At 56.1% G+C, this 14,438-nt stretch carries 17 protein-coding genes; 1 reads left to right on the top strand and 16 read right to left on the bottom strand.

The window, feature by feature from the left end:
- Positions 1-39 precede the first annotated feature (39 nt).
- From FCL49_RS23995 to FCL49_RS24070, 16 genes are read right to left on the bottom strand one after another with little or no spacing between them, the layout of a single operon-like run.
- Positions 40-1,269, bottom strand: a complete 1,230-nt coding sequence (locus FCL49_RS23995) for a beta-ketoacyl-ACP synthase (RefSeq protein WP_174355414.1) — start codon at positions 1,267-1,269, stop codon at positions 40-42.
- Positions 1,266-1,997, bottom strand: a complete 732-nt coding sequence (locus FCL49_RS24000; RefSeq protein WP_174355415.1) for a 3-ketoacyl-ACP reductase FabG2 — start codon at positions 1,995-1,997, stop codon at positions 1,266-1,268. Before FCL49_RS24000 ends, FCL49_RS23995 begins: the two co-directional genes overlap by 4 nt.
- A complete protein-coding gene (locus FCL49_RS24005) occupies positions 1,994-2,467 on the bottom strand; it encodes an ApeP family dehydratase (RefSeq protein ID WP_174355416.1) in 474 nt (157 codons plus the stop codon). The genes FCL49_RS24000 and FCL49_RS24005 overlap by 4 nt, the downstream gene beginning before the upstream one ends.
- Entirely contained in the window at positions 2,464-3,633 is a 1,170-nt protein-coding gene (locus FCL49_RS24010; RefSeq protein ID WP_174355417.1) for a beta-ketoacyl-[acyl-carrier-protein] synthase family protein, read from the bottom strand. The genes FCL49_RS24005 and FCL49_RS24010 overlap by 4 nt, the downstream gene beginning before the upstream one ends.
- Positions 3,633-4,205: a DUF3261 domain-containing protein gene (locus tag FCL49_RS24015; RefSeq protein ID WP_174355418.1), complete on the bottom strand. Its 573-nt coding sequence runs from the start codon at positions 4,203-4,205 to the stop codon at positions 3,633-3,635. The genes FCL49_RS24010 and FCL49_RS24015 overlap by 1 nt, the downstream gene beginning before the upstream one ends.
- Positions 4,205-6,511, bottom strand: a complete 2,307-nt coding sequence (locus tag FCL49_RS24020; RefSeq protein ID WP_174355419.1) for an MMPL family transporter — start codon at positions 6,509-6,511, stop codon at positions 4,205-4,207. Before FCL49_RS24020 ends, FCL49_RS24015 begins: the two co-directional genes overlap by 1 nt.
- Positions 6,501-7,106 carry a LolA family protein gene (locus tag FCL49_RS24025; protein ID WP_174355420.1) on the bottom strand — a complete coding sequence of 202 codons (606 nt, stop codon included), beginning with the start codon at positions 7,104-7,106 and terminating at the stop codon, positions 6,501-6,503. The genes FCL49_RS24020 and FCL49_RS24025 overlap by 11 nt, the downstream gene beginning before the upstream one ends.
- Complete coding sequence (locus FCL49_RS24030) at positions 7,103-7,531, bottom strand: acyl-CoA thioesterase (protein ID WP_174355421.1); 429 nt, start codon at positions 7,529-7,531, stop codon at positions 7,103-7,105. The genes FCL49_RS24025 and FCL49_RS24030 overlap by 4 nt, the downstream gene beginning before the upstream one ends.
- The gene (locus tag FCL49_RS24035; RefSeq protein ID WP_174355422.1) at positions 7,528-9,246 is read right to left on the bottom strand and encodes a glycosyltransferase family 2 protein; all 1,719 of its coding nucleotides are present in this window, start codon (positions 9,244-9,246) and stop codon (positions 7,528-7,530) included. Before FCL49_RS24035 ends, FCL49_RS24030 begins: the two co-directional genes overlap by 4 nt.
- The gene (locus tag FCL49_RS24040) at positions 9,237-9,581 is read right to left on the bottom strand and encodes a 3-hydroxyacyl-ACP dehydratase FabZ family protein (RefSeq protein WP_174355423.1); all 345 of its coding nucleotides are present in this window, start codon (positions 9,579-9,581) and stop codon (positions 9,237-9,239) included. The genes FCL49_RS24035 and FCL49_RS24040 overlap by 10 nt, the downstream gene beginning before the upstream one ends.
- Positions 9,578-10,909: an AMP-binding protein gene (locus tag FCL49_RS24045; protein ID WP_174355424.1), complete on the bottom strand. Its 1,332-nt coding sequence runs from the start codon at positions 10,907-10,909 to the stop codon at positions 9,578-9,580. The genes FCL49_RS24040 and FCL49_RS24045 overlap by 4 nt, the downstream gene beginning before the upstream one ends.
- 8 nt (positions 10,910-10,917) lie before the next feature.
- Complete coding sequence (locus tag FCL49_RS24050) at positions 10,918-11,475, bottom strand: hypothetical protein (RefSeq protein ID WP_174355434.1); 558 nt, start codon at positions 11,473-11,475, stop codon at positions 10,918-10,920.
- A 42-nt stretch (positions 11,476-11,517) separates the two neighbouring features.
- Positions 11,518-11,769: an acyl carrier protein gene (locus tag FCL49_RS24055; protein WP_174355425.1), complete on the bottom strand. Its 252-nt coding sequence runs from the start codon at positions 11,767-11,769 to the stop codon at positions 11,518-11,520.
- A gap of 9 nt (positions 11,770-11,778) precedes the next feature.
- Complete coding sequence (locus FCL49_RS24060) at positions 11,779-12,039, bottom strand: phosphopantetheine-binding protein (protein ID WP_017891685.1); 261 nt, start codon at positions 12,037-12,039, stop codon at positions 11,779-11,781.
- A 4-nt stretch (positions 12,040-12,043) separates the two neighbouring features.
- Entirely contained in the window at positions 12,044-12,862 is an 819-nt protein-coding gene (locus FCL49_RS24065; RefSeq protein ID WP_174355426.1) for a lysophospholipid acyltransferase family protein, read from the bottom strand.
- Entirely contained in the window at positions 12,862-13,578 is a 717-nt protein-coding gene (locus tag FCL49_RS24070) for a beta-ketoacyl synthase chain length factor (RefSeq protein WP_174355427.1), read from the bottom strand. The genes FCL49_RS24065 and FCL49_RS24070 overlap by 1 nt, the downstream gene beginning before the upstream one ends.
- Positions 13,579-13,863: 285 nt before the next feature.
- Between FCL49_RS24070 and FCL49_RS24075 the strand changes: the two genes are divergently transcribed.
- The gene (locus FCL49_RS24075) at positions 13,864-14,253 is read left to right on the top strand and encodes a hypothetical protein (RefSeq protein ID WP_174355428.1); all 390 of its coding nucleotides are present in this window, start codon (positions 13,864-13,866) and stop codon (positions 14,251-14,253) included.
- Positions 14,254-14,438 lie beyond the last annotated feature (185 nt).

Raw genomic sequence — 14,438 nt, forward strand, 5'->3', positions numbered from 1 at the left:
GGCAACAATTGCCGGAGTGAGCACCCCGGCAACGCAAAATTACGCCCAGCGGCGCAGGATCAGTGAGGTATTGATGCCGCCAAACGCGAAGTTGTTCGATTGCACAAACTCGGTCTCAATCTGGCGATAGTCGCCCATGATGTAGTCCAGATCTCCACAGGCGCTGTCCGGCTCACTGAGGTTAATGGTCGGCGCAAAGCGGCCTTCACGCATCATTTCCAGCGCCATCCAGGCCTCCAGTGCGCCGCAGGCACCCAGCGTATGACCAAAATAACTTTTCAATGACGAAATCGGTGTGCTATTGCCGAAGATCGCTGCCGTTGCCTGACTTTCTGCGATATCGCCACGATCGGTCGCCGTGCCGTGAGCACTAATATAGCCGATATCGCTGCTCGCCAGCCCAGAGGCCTTCAGCGCCTGCTGCATGCAGATTTGCATGGTTTCCTGCTGCGGCTGGGTAATGTGTGCCGCATCGCAGTTGGTGGCAAAGCTGATAATCTCGCCATAAATGGTGGCACCACGCGCCAGCGCGTGCTCCAACGACTCCAGGATCAGCGTCCCCGCGCCTTCGCCAATCACCAGTCCGTCACGTTGACGGTCAAACGGACGTGGCGAAAGCTCCGGATGGTCGTTCTGCTGACTGGTGGCAAACAGCGTGTCGAACACTGCCGCCTCTGAAGGACACAGCTCTTCGGCTCCGCCCGCCACCATCACCGTCTGATAGCCGTGGCGAATGCTCTCGTAAGCGTAGCCAATCGCCTGACTGCCCGAGGTGCAGGCGCTGGAAGTCGGGATCACCCGGCCGCGCAGGCCGAAGAACAGGCCAGTATTCACCGCCGCGGTATGAGGCATCATTTGCACATAGGTGGTGCCGGTAATATTGCCGGTGTGCTTCTCGGTTAGCATGGTGGCGAACTCGCTGACCGGCTTGGTACTGCCGGTCGATGAACCGTAGGCGATACCGGTCTCACCATTGGTCAGTACCGCCTCCCCCAGCAACCCAGCCTGCTCAAGTGCCAGTTCGGTCGCGCGGGTGGCCAACAGTGAAACCCGCCCCATCGAACGAATGCGCTTGCGGGTATAGTGCTCCGGCAAGACGAAATTCTCTACCGGTGCGCCAAGGTGGGTATTCAGCCCCTGATACTCTTCCCACTGCGTCATGTAACGCACCGCATTCTTGCCCTGCTGCAGGCGGCTGGATACGTCTGCCCAGCTATTGCCAAACGCGGTCACACCTGCCATGCCGGTCACTACCACTCGTTGTGTCATACCATTCCTCCATTAATGGAAATGACCTGCCGCGTCACATAGCCGGCGATATCCGACATCAGATAGCTGGCCAGCCCGGCCACCTCTTCCGCCGAACCCATGCGTTTGAGCGGGATAGCGCGCATTGCTTCATCCAGCGCCGCCGGCTCCATGTCAATCATGCCGGTATCAATCAGGCCAGGCGCAATGCAGTTCACGGTGATTTTGCGTTTCGCCAGCTCAATCGCCAGTGCCTTGCAGGCACCGATCACCCCGGCCTTTGCCGCACTGTAGTTGACCTGTCCACGGTTGCCCATCACGCCGGAAACCGACGACAGCGCGACGATCCGCCCACCCTTGCGCAGGCCAATCATTGGCATCACGCAGGGGTGCAGTACGTTGTAGAAGCTGTCGAGATTGGTATGGATCACGCCATCCCAGTCGTCTTCGCTCAGCGCAGGGAAAGCGCCATCGCGGGTAATGCCGGCATTGTTCACCACGCCATAATAGGCGCCGTGGGTGGCAATATCCTGCTCCAGCACCTCACGGCACTGGCTACGATGGCTGATATCAAACTGAATCAGTCGCCCTTGCCCGCCGGCGCTGACAATCTGCTGCAGTGTGTGTTCGGCCCCGGTCTTATCACTGTGGTAATGAACGGCTATCAAAAAGCCATCGGCAGCCAGGCGGCAGGCGATAGCCTGACCGATCCCTTTGCTGGCGCCGGTGACTAAAACGGAACGCATCATGCGTCTCCCCTTAAGGTCGTCAATTGAATGATTTCTTGTTGATCAGGCTGGTAAGTATTCAGCCTGCCCTGCGCGATGCGCACATTATCGATACTGATTTCACACTCAAAACTGGCCAGCTTTTCATCTTTTAACAGTTGCTGCACGCTAACCAAAAGTTTACTGCCGGCAGGAAATACTGGTAACTCGCAGTAAATCGCGCGTCCGCCCAACAACATGCCAAGCTGTGGCGGTTGAGCGCTCTGACGGCCATGCCAGCCACTCCAGACGCCAATCGCCTGCGCCATCAGCTCAATGCCATACCAACCCGGCAGTGCGCCTTGTGCGTCAAGAAACGGCGCCAGCACGCCGTCGCCACTCACCGTAACGGCGCATCGGGCATGCTCTTCCCCCACTTCAAGCACCTGCTCCAGCAGTACCATGGGAGAGGCATGGGGCAGATAGTATTCGGCAGCATGATAATGATTCATCGGGCATCCCCCAGCAGCAGACAAGCATTGTTACCACCAAAGGCAAACGAGTTGGACAAAATCGCACGCTGCCCCAGCGGCTGTGGCTGGCAAACCAAGCCGATCGGTGCCAGTTCCGCATCGCGCGGCACGCGGCTGAAATCTTGCTGTGGTAGCGGCAATGGTTGAGTCAGCAATAGCCAACTCAACGCCGCTTCCACCGCACCGGCCGCGCCCAGCGTGTGACCAGTGAGATGTTTGGTAGAGCTGCAAGGCGTCTCGGTGCCAAACAGGCGATTGACCACCTGCGCTTCAACCTGATCGTTTAGCCGCGTAGCGGTACCGTGCAGATTAATATAACCAATTTGCCCGGCATTGAGACCGGCCTGCCGCAGCGCCATGCTGATGGCCCGCTCAGCGCCCTCACCAGCGGGATGCGGTGCTGACATATGCCAGGCATCGGATGATTCGCCAACGCCCAACAGCGCTACCGCTGCCGGTTCCCGCGTTAACAGCATCAACGCCGCTGCCTCGCCGATATTGATGCCACTGCGCCCGGCCGCAAACGGCGTACAACGTTGTGCGGACAGTGACTCCAGGCTGTTGAAACCGTTAATCGGCATTTGGCACAGGCTATCGGCACCGCCGACAATCGCTGCATCCACCAGCCCGGCGTCGATCAACCGTTTACCGCTGATGATGGCTCGCGCGCTGGAGGAACAGGCCGTAGACAGGGTATAGGCCGGACCACGGGTCGCGAGAAAAGCGCTGAGAAACAACCCCGGATCGCCCAGCTCCTGCTGCTGATAGTCATAACCCTGTGGCCACTGTCCCGTCTGATACTGCTGCAACGCCAGCTCGCCTTCATGGATACCGGAGGTACTGGTGCCCATAATCACCGCGACACGATCCGCGCCGTAGCGGGCGATGGCTGCACGCACTGGCGTGTCGATCTGCGCCAATGCTGCCAGCAACAGGCGGTTATTGCGCGAATTATGACGTTTGAGAAGTTCAGGAATGGCGGGTAGCTCACCCTGTACGTTACCGAACCAGGAAGGTTCCCCGCCAATCAGCCACTGCGTCTGCTGCTGCATGCCGGGCGACACGCCAAGCGCCAGATTTTCCGCGATCTGCGACAGGCTGTTGCCCAACGCATTCACCATCCCTACGGCAGAGAAGTAAACCATTATTCGCTCCCCAGATTCTGAATAGCGATGCGGTAGTGGAAGGCGGATTGGGCAATCGACTGCGGTTCGCGCCGGCCGTCGACCTGCTGGTAACGGATTTCGCTAATGATCGTCCCGCGATCGTCATACAGCCGACGCCTCTGCGGCTGATCCTCAAGTCGCCACCCGGCGGGCAGCAAAGGCCGCCAGTCCGCCAACGGCCAGTAACTCAGCATAATGTCGGCCAACACCTGACTGGCGGGGGGTAACTCGCCCACTTTGATCAACTGTTCGGTATGGATCCCCTGGCGATCGTAAGTCAGGTTGAATAACCGGATGCCCAATGGCGACATGCCCACCAGTTGCAGGCGCTGACCGTCGGCGTTGAGCAACACCAACATCGAATGCTGCTGTCCTTTTACTTCGGCGGTCAGCAACTGCTGCTGGCTGAATGGCTGTGCCAGCGTCGGTGCCGGTAATGTCACCCGTGTACCGGGTTTCAGCCACGCCTGCGGCAGGGTTTGATTCTGCGAACCGGCACAGCCAACCAGCAGGGGAGCCAGCATTAACAGCATCATTCGTAAGCCACGCATCAGGCTTTTCCTCTTTTTCTTCTGGTTGCTAACGTCAGTGGCGCCAACAAAAAGGCCACGGCGATACCGCTGCTTAATACGATGCCAAAACTGCTGATGGCCTGGGTATGACTCAGCACCAGCATGCCAAAGGTCAGTTGGGTGGTGAGTACCGCCATAAAGATGGCAAACATCGAGGTGGTCGGCGTGCCCCGGGGATTGGTAAAGAACAGCGTATAGTTAATGCCGATCCCCAATACCAGCACCAGTGCCAACAGCGAGAACAGGTTCAGCGTATGGCCGCTCAGCGCTAGCACCGCAATGCCGCTGCCCAGTGACAACAGCGTCGGCACCATGCAGCGCAGACCGTGACGCAGGCCAAAACGCCACAGATAAATCAGTGCGATCGCCGCCACCGACAGCATCAGCAGATAGGAAAGATACAGCCGATACTGGCCAAAAAGCTCACTGAATTCGGTTTTACGGTCGATCCAACCCGTGCCCGGTACCTGTTCAGACAGAGCCTGCATCGCCGCACTGTTCTGCACGCCGTTGACCGGTACCAGCGCCGCACTGCGCCCATCGGGCAGAGACAACCACAGTAACCGCCAGCCTTCACTAACCACGCTGCCCAGCCACTGATCCGGTTTCACCCATTCAGGGGTCAAGTCGGGGGCTTTCAGGGTCAGGTCCGCCTGCTGTAATTGCGTCATCACCTGCGGTGCCACCCGTTGCAACAGAGCGATGTTCTGCTGCTGGCGCTGGAGTGAAGGCAGAGGTAACAGACGATAATCCGCCAGCATGCCCTGCCGTTTTGCCTGTGCTAACTTGGGCTGCAGCAGCTCGATGCGCTGCAACAACTGTTCGGCATTTTCGCCGTACACCACCAACCATTTCTGATCGTTATGCTGCCCGGTCAACGCCGCGATGCGTTGTTCTTGCTGTTGCAACGCCGCGGGTAAAGCCTGCAATTGGCCAATATCGTCGTCGACCTTCAACTGACTTAAACCCGCCACTACCAGTAACAATACCGCCGTGGGCAGCCCGTAGCGCAGCAAGCGCCTATGGCGCCAGGCGTGCAGCCAGCCCAGGATCAGCCGCAGCCCCGGTGCCGGGCGCACCGGCAGGCGACGCGACAAACCTGGGTACCAACAAATGACGGTGATACAGGCGGCGCTTAGCCCGGCAGCAGCAAATACCGCCAGCTGTTGCAGGCCCGGGAAGGGAGCAATCAATAGCGCCAGATAGGCAGCCACAGTGGTCAGCAATGCCATCGACAACGCAGGCAACAGCTTCTGCAAGCTGGCCAGCGGCGTTGATTGGTCACCGTGTACCATACGCTCGGTCAGGAAATAGAGCGTGTAATCGGCCGAGATGCCGACAATGCTGATGCTCAACACCAGCGTCATCAAATGTATTTCGCCAAAAGCCAATAGCGTGGCGACGGTGCCCGCCAGCGCCCCCATCCCCACGGATAATCCGCACAACAGCAGAGGCAGTGGCGAACGGAACATCAACAACACCAATAAGAACACGCCAACTACCGACGCCAGGCCAATAGTCGAAATATCTCGCTCGGCCTGTTGGCTGGCGTAGTTGCTGTAAAACAGCGTACCGCGGTTGAGTACCTCTGCCCCCGGCCAGCGCTGCTGCAGTTGCTGTTGCAACGCGCCCAGTTTATCCACCGTGCGTCGGGCACTGCTGATGTCATAAGAAGAGGCGCTTAATTCGGCGTGCAGCAGATACCAACTGCGGCCCTGCGCATCACGCGCCACCAGCCAGCCATTGGACAGGCTCAGCAAGCCACCGTTTTGCTGCTGAGCCAACTGCGAGGCACGCACCAGCATCAGCGGATCGTTAGCCAGCTCCTTGCCGCTGACCCCGGCGAAGGCAGAATAGAGTTGCCCGAGGATCCACTGACTTTGCGCGTCCGCGCCCTGCTGCAAACGCTGCCGGGTGGCGTCATCGAGCAGCACATTGCGGTGCTGATAGAAAAAACGCCCCCACTGCTGCTGACGCTGCGCATCCATAGGTCCGCCTACCTGCTGTAGTTCAGGCATCTGGCGTAACTGCTGCCACCACCAGCTCACCGCAGCGTTGTCCGCCCCCGGCGGTGGACTGACCAACCACATCAGTTGCCGGTCGAGCCGACGGCTGAAACCTTCGGCCAGTTCATCCGGCACGCCCACCAGTTGCTGCTTCGGTAATAACGCCAATACGCTGCTGTTGATCTGGCTGCGCGGCAACAGCCAACACAGTGCCGCCAACAGCAGCAGGCAAATCGTCAGCCAGCCAAACGCCAGCCGCCGGTGCAGCTCAGGACGCAAAACGCTGTTGCTCCCCGGCGGTCAGCGTCTGGGGTGCCGTACGCTGGTTAAAGAAGCGGATATGAGTAGCGTCACTTTGCATGTCATCGATATCAATGGTTTCCAGGAATTGCGCACCGTTGAGGGTGATACGCTTGAACAGTTTGTCGAGCGGCGTGGTTTTTGGCGTCAGCACCAGTCGCCATTGGTTATTACCCAGGTCGCTGAACTGCAAAGCAAAGTTTTGCTCCAGGGCCTGGCTGTCTGCATGAAATAATGCGGTCAGCAAGTGGTTGAACTGGAACATCTGCGGATTGTTTTCTGCCGTCACCACCTGCGGCGGTTGGCCGGCCAGAGTTTGCACCATACGCTTATCATCCAGCAGCAGGGTCAGCAGGAAGGGTTTCTGTTGCGCCCACCACAGCCCTTTTTGTTGTGAAATCAGCAGCTCACCGCTGGATTTCAGGGGTTTCGTCATACCGCTGATGCTGCGCTGCTGTTCGAACTCGGCGCGCAGTACCGGCTGTTGGCTAAAGCGCTGTTGCAGCTCCGGCAGCGTGACCGCCTGGACGCTCAGGCTGAAAAAGGTGATAAGAAACAATAACCCGTACTTCATTGCGCCCCCTCAATGTTATCCAACAGCACCTGCGGTGAAACAAAACACATTTCTTTGCTGTCAGCCTCTACCGCTACCTGAATGGTATGACCGCGAGTAGTGAGTTTGCCGCTATCCGCATCGAGAATGCGGTAACCAATGCGCAGGCGGTTTTCATACTCTTCCAGCTCGGCACAGACGATGATGCGTTGTTCAAACAGCACTGGCGCGATGTATTTCACTCGCGTATCCACGATCGGCCAGACATAGCCTGAAGCCTGCATCTGCCGATAACCGTAATTAAACTGTTTGAGTAGCGCTTCACGCGCGACCTCGAAATAACGGAAGTAGTTGCCGTGCCATACCACGCCCATGGCATCGGTATCATGGAAAGGGATAGCGATTTCAATGCTGACGGAAAATCGCGGATCGTCTTTTAACTTCATGTCTCAGGCCCCTGTTGCACTGACGGCTGTGCCGCCAATTGCCAGAAATCGAAAAAATTAAACCAGTCGAGCGGTGCCAACAGGCAATAATGCTCCAGCCGCGCGGCATAACTGTCCACCACATCTTGCAACGCCTGCTGGCGCTGCTGGCGGGGTAATAACAGCGGATCGGCAAAGGGTTCGAAATAAACGTTAAGACGCCCCTGCTGCTTGAGGCCGAACATCAGAAATATCGGACAACGCAGAGCCGCGGCCAGGACAAATGGCCCCTGAGGAAACGGCGCCGGTTGGCCAAGGAAGTTGCTCCACACCACACGCGGTTGCTCACCCCGTTGATGCTTGCCGGCCGAGGTGCGATCGCCGACGATCGCCACCCATTCACCGGCATCCAATTTGTCTTGCAGACGCATGGCCGTTTCTGGCCCCAGCGACGTCACCTGGATCAGGTTCAGATTGGCTCGCGGATTTACCTCTTTCATCACCTGATTGAAGCGCTCGGCGTGCTCGGTAAACACCAGGGCATTCACCTTTACGCCAGAATCCAGCTCACCCAGTGCGCGGCAAGACTCGATATCCCCCAGGTGTGAAGCCAGGATCAACGTGCCTTTTCCGGACGCTATCTGCCGCTCACAACGCGTGCGATCCACCAGCCGAATGTCATTGAGCTCCCCGCGCCAGCTCGCCAGCTTGTCGAGCATCGCATCACCAAATCTCATAAAGTGACTGAAGCTGTTGAGCGGTGCAGGCAATGGCTGTTGCCGCTGCTCGGCGAATTGCCGCAGGCGCTGCAGATAGTCGCGTGATGCCTCACGCTGGCTACGCCCGGTCAGCCAGAAATAACCGATCACCGGATACAACAATAACTGAAATACCCGGCGGCCAAACAGTCGGTAGACTTGTAACATCAACCGGATGCCCCACAGGCCGTGGCGCTCCTGGGTTGCCGACCAGTGTTGCGGACGGGTCGTTTGTCGGCGTTGGCGCAGCAGACGAGGAATACGCGGCAACATACCGAAGAACAAACGGGTATGCATCCAGGAAATACGCAGGTTATCGCGCAGTGCGTCAAAATGAGAAACACCGTCAACCGGATAGGTGACGCGCGTCGGCAGAAAACGGCTGGGCACGCCCTGCCAATACAGTCTGACCATCACTTCGGTATCGAAATCCATCCGTTTGCCGAGCGGATGACGCGTCGTTAACGCCAACGTCGGAGCCACCGGGTAAACGCGGAAACCGCACATGCTGTCTTTCAGCGACAGTGACAGAGTTTCTATCCACACCCAGACATGGGTGACATAGCGACCATACAGGCGTGCTTTTGGTACTGAGCTGTCGTAAATGGGTCGGCCGGAAATCAGGCAGTCTGGATGAGCGCGGGCTTCGTCAATCATTGCCGGAATGTCACTCAGTTGATGCTGGCCGTCAGCATCCACCTGTAAAGCGTGGCTGTAGCCCTGCCGTTGCGCCAGTTGCAGGCCGGCGATCACCGCCGCGCCTTTCCCCTGATTTTTATCCAGCCGCATCAACCTGACCCACGGCCGGTCAGCGGCCAGTCGCTGTAGCTCCTCGGCTGTGCTGGCATCGCTGCCATCGTCCACTATCAGACATGGCAGGCCATAATCGGCTAACCTGGTCAGCACTGCGGCCATCATCTGTCCGTGATTGAAACAGGGGATAATAATGCAGGGAGTAAAGGGAGCTTTCACTGACATAATGAGATCTTGCCGCTGCTGGCGGTCGCCTCGCCCACGCGGTAGCTGAACAACAGTTTATGCCGCGCCGGCTGCCATTCGAGCTGCAATAACACACTTTGCTCCGGCAGTAAGGGCTGTTGAAACTTCACCACTTCAATGCCTTTGAAGCCGGCCTCGATAGCCAGCAACTGACGGGCATACTGCATCACCCAGTTCAGCTGTGTGACTCCCGGCAGGATCGGATGTTCAGGAAAATGGCCGCGAAACCAAAATAGATCTGCGGGCAAACGCAGCAGCAGGCTGGCATGGGTAGCATCGCTCACCTGCTGTTGCAGCACCTCAGGTTGCATCATAAAAACAGCTCCTGTAGTTCAGCATAGGCGCGCTTGCCCTGCGGATTCAGAGGGATAGCCTCGATAATACGCCAACGGCGCGGCAGGGCCACCGGCTCCAGCCAGCCCCGCAACGCCTGATGCAGTTCGCGGGTTAACTCCCCTTCTGACAATTTTTGTCGACGGGTTTCACCATAGGGTGACAACACTATCGCCGCGACCAATACTGTGCGCCCGGTTTGCTGCTGGGTTAGCACGGCAGCATCGGCGACCTCCGGCAGGGAAATCAGCCGGCGCTCAACTTCGGTCAGCGACAGACGTTTTTCTTCCAGCTTGATAATGCGGTCAGCGCGGCCGTTTAACTGAAATTGCCGACCACCCGGCGCAAGCTGAATCACATCGCTCAGTGCGAGTTCACCGGTATCGGGTATCAGAGGCGACGCGACATTTATGCTGTTATCTGGATTTGCCGTTAGCGTCACGCCGGCAAACAGTCGCCACAGGGTGGCCTCCCGAACTTGCTTGCGCCATGCCAGCGTGCCGGTTTCCGTTGTGCCGTAAATTTCCAGCGGCAATACGCCCAATGCTTGCTGCGACAGATTAGCTTCTGCGTAAGAGAGCGGGCCGCCGGCGGAAAATACCTCAACGCACTCTGCCAATGCCAAACGGCTATCCAACCGTTTAAGCCAGGCGGGGCTGCTGATAAATACCAGACGCCGCCCCTGATGCCGGGCAATCAACTGCTCGTGATACTGCGTTAACTGTGCATCAAACGGCAGGCCAAAAGCCAGTGGCAGGAACAAGCGAAAGCTCAGGCCATACATATGCTGGTGAGAGACCGACGCGATCACGCTGCAACCCTGAAAGACATCTTTCCAGCTTGCGGCCAATAGCTCGCTTTCACGATCCATGCAGGCAACGGACTTGGTCACCGCCTGTGGTTGGCCGGTCGAGCCGGAAGTATAAAGGATAAATCGTGGGTCTTGCGGCCAGGCAGGCAGTGTTACCTCCGTACAACTCCCTTCTGCTACCGGTAAAACCGGTACATCGAGATCTAGAGGTAAATCAGTTAGCAATGCGTCGAAGTCTGCCCGCTGCTCTTTGAGGATAGCTTCGCGCTGATGACCAAAAATTACCGGCATTCTGTTGGCATACAAAGAGGCCAACAACGCAACGGCAAAACGATAGCTATCATCAAAACACAGCGCCCAACGCTGTTCTTCCCTGCCTGCCAGTTGTGCGGCCAATGTGGCGACATCACGGCGAAATTGACCGAGACAGAATCCCTGAGCGCCACGCCAGGCAATAAGCAACCCATCATCACGCTCCACGCTGAGCCATTGGCTCATTGGTAAACTCAGGCGCGTCTGACCCTTTTCCTGACTATCCATTCAATACCCATTAATGCCCCCATCAGCAGGTAGCTGATGCCGCCGTTATACAGCGTCCAGAGTGTGATATCCCCAGACAGACAGGTTGCCAGCGCTATTGCACCGTTAACAATAAAGAACCCGCACCAGACCTGAGTCACCTTGCGAGTATAAGCTACGCCAACGGCATCCAACTGTGGCTCGGTTATACGCGCCAATCGCTCTACCACTGTTGGGGGTGCAAACAACGAGTATGCAAATAGCAACAGCAGTAATGCGTTGACCAAGACCGGGTAATACAGCAGCCAATGGCTCTGTTTCAGCGCCCAACTGGCAAGCGCCAGCAAGATGCCGACAATCACCAAGGCTTTGCCCAACCACATCTGCTGACGAAGTTTACCGCGCAGCAGTATTAGCCGTAAGGTGAAGACAGTCACCAGCAGCGGTCCCAGGACGTTGGTGCCCCAGCGCGCCAAACCAAACCAGACCGCCAGCGGATAAAGCAGCAGCGCCAGCCAGGTCATGGCCTGCAACAGCCGCAACATCGGGTTTATCCAAGGGGACGTTTTCACCTTAACGCAGCGGCCTTAGCTGTCAGACTTAAGCAGCTCATCAATGGCATCAACCACGTCTTGCACGGTGCGCACCGACTTGAACATTTCCGGTTTGATCTTCTTGCCGGTTGTTTTTTGCAGGTGCACCACCAGATCCACCGCATCAATGCTGTCCAGCTCCAGTTCCTCGTACAGACGGGACTCGGGCTTGATGTCATCGGCATCAAGCTCAAACAGTTTGACCAGCAACGCCTTAATTTGCAGGTAAATTTCTTGCTTATCCATGAAAACCCCTTATTTGCTACGCTGTGCAGAAACAAACTTTGCCAGCGTTTCCACGGAATAAAAATGTTGGCGCATATCCTGGCTTTCAGCCGACAGCACCACGCCATAACGGTTCTTTAATGCCAGGCCCAATTCCAGTGCATCGATGGAATCCAGGCCCAGTCCATCACCAAACAGCGGTGCCTCGGCGTCAATCTCCTCCGGTGTCATACCTTCAAGATTGAGCGTATCAATGATCAATTGCTTGATTTCGGTGCTCAATAAATTCATTCCGCTATATCTCATTATTTATAGGTTCTGACTGTAAGGCGTCAGTTAAATGCTGGGTTAATCTTCTTGCCGCAAGGGCGGGAGAAACGTCATTTGCATGAATGAATGCGCGGGCGTCGATCTTATCCTGAACGGTGATATGGAACTGCGGTTTTATCGCCGGGATCTTATACCATTTGCCTTGCTTCGTCAGCATGGGGGGATGGCAGTGAATATGCACCACTCGGATGTCGCACTGCCCTCGTAGCGCAATATTGGCGGCCCCCCGCTGTAATGTCAGCGCCTTGCCCGGCGTAGTACGAGTGCCCTCCGGGAAGATCAGAATGGTCCCTCCGCTGACCAGACGTTGGCGGCACTGTTCCAACAGAATATCCGACTGCGCATTAGCCAAATATCCTGCCGCTTTGATCACCCCGCTGACAAATACATTATTCAGCAAGGCCTCTTTGACAATACAGTCGCAGCGCGGCATTTGTGATGCCAATAGCACATAGTCCAACAGGCTGGGATGGTTGGCGATCACCAGGCAACCGCGATCCTCACTGAAGCGTTCTGCATTGTCGAAATGGTAATCCAGTACGCCGAAAAAACGCGTCGTTGCCAGGAAGAAACGGAAACTGTGACGGATTGAGTTCTGCGTTAAACGACTGCGCCGTGCGGGATCTCGCACTACCAGCCGCATCAGGTTGAACCAGACTCCAGACAGTAGCAGGCCACCCAAACCAAATAACGAAAAGCAAAACCCCGTAGCCACCACTCGCCAACAGCGATTAAACCATGAGGATTGTTCGGGAGCCGTTTGGGCAGGGATCGTTGTAGCCATCAGCGTTTCCACAACCAGCCGTGCCGTGGGCCCGGTACCGTAAATTCATCATCAGCGCCCAGCCATCCCCGTAAAAACGACAGGCCCTGTGGCTCCTGGTGGTTCACCCGTTCGGTAGTTGTTGCCTGGCAGTGCAGCGTGCCACCACTTTCGAGCAGCAGGGCGACCGCATAGGGAACCGAATTTTCCGGCGCAAAAGGCCGGTAAACATCCGGTACGATCCCGTCGAAATCGATTAATAACACCCGTTCCGCACTGCCCGTGGCCAATACGGCCTGGGCCTCAATCATCCCCTGCTGAAAGCTGTCTTCGCCGGCGGCCAGTGAAGTGGTCGGCAAAGTATTCTTCGCCATAATAGTCAACCACCCCGCCGCCGTGTTGTGTACCGACATGGCAAAATCCGTTGGCGATAAAGGTTGTTGCTGATGCAGGTTCTGAAGAATTTTGTGCGTCCGCTCCAACTCGCCATGACGACTGGTAAAGATCGCCATATCCGCCGGGGAATCCTTCAATAAGATCAGCCCGCTTTCTACCGCCAGGCGCGTTCCGATACTCATTCGACGCAGTGACATCATGGGGATATGAGAGCAACCGGGTAATACCCCCGGGTATTCAGCGGTAAGAGCATTATCCGTAGCCCATTGGCGCCATGCATCACGCGTTCCACGATCGGGAGCCATTGCCCACCAACTGAGTATATTCATGTCGCCCGCCATTAAGGGTATTACAGGTAAGAAAAATTCCGTGGGTAAATTTATTATATCTAACCCCAGAATGCATTCCCAAAATTCCTATTTTTACGCGGAATATTCGATTAAACGATTAGGCTTACTTATCGACATAAGTTGGCAACACTTGAGAAAAAAGGGAATTATCACGATGAAAAGCAGCAATATTTGTCGAATTTTCCTGATGAGAGTATCTTAATCAGGGATCGTCATGCATCACTTGCTCTGCATGATTAATACATTTCTTACTTATCAATACTCATGGACAAGAGAATGAAACCTTTAAGATTCATTTTAACGAGCGTATTCGCCGCTATTCTGGTCACCGGTTGCGCAGGCACGGCTCCGGTGAAAAACGTCAGCCAAAATATTGCTGGTAGTCACAGTGATGCACAGGTACGCCAGGCGATCCTCTCCGCCGGCCTGAGCCGCGGCTGGATCATGAACCCAACCGCTGACGGTGTGATTGACGGCAAGATCTTGCTGCGTGGCCACAGCGCAGACATCCGTATCACTTACAATACCAATAGTTATCAGATTAACTATATTGGCAGCGGAAATATGGATGCCAAAGACGGAAAGATTCATCCAAACTATAATCGCTGGGTGGCCAATCTGGATAAGGATATTCAGTTGGAACTGGCACGTCAGAATATTAAATAACGGCAAAAAATTTATTACCGGCAGGGATCCTACTGCCGGGTATATTATTCTTTGTATTGGCATGCAATTCGGATAATTATTTACCAGAACAGATTTTCACCGCATAAATCACGCAGCTATATTCAATTTCGTTGAATTTTGCATATGAAAAAGCCCTGAGTCAGAGACTCAGGGCTTATCAAATT

The sequence above is a fragment of the Serratia proteamaculans genome, assembly GCF_013337185.1.
Classification (GTDB): domain Bacteria; phylum Pseudomonadota; class Gammaproteobacteria; order Enterobacterales; family Enterobacteriaceae; genus Serratia; species Serratia proteamaculans_D.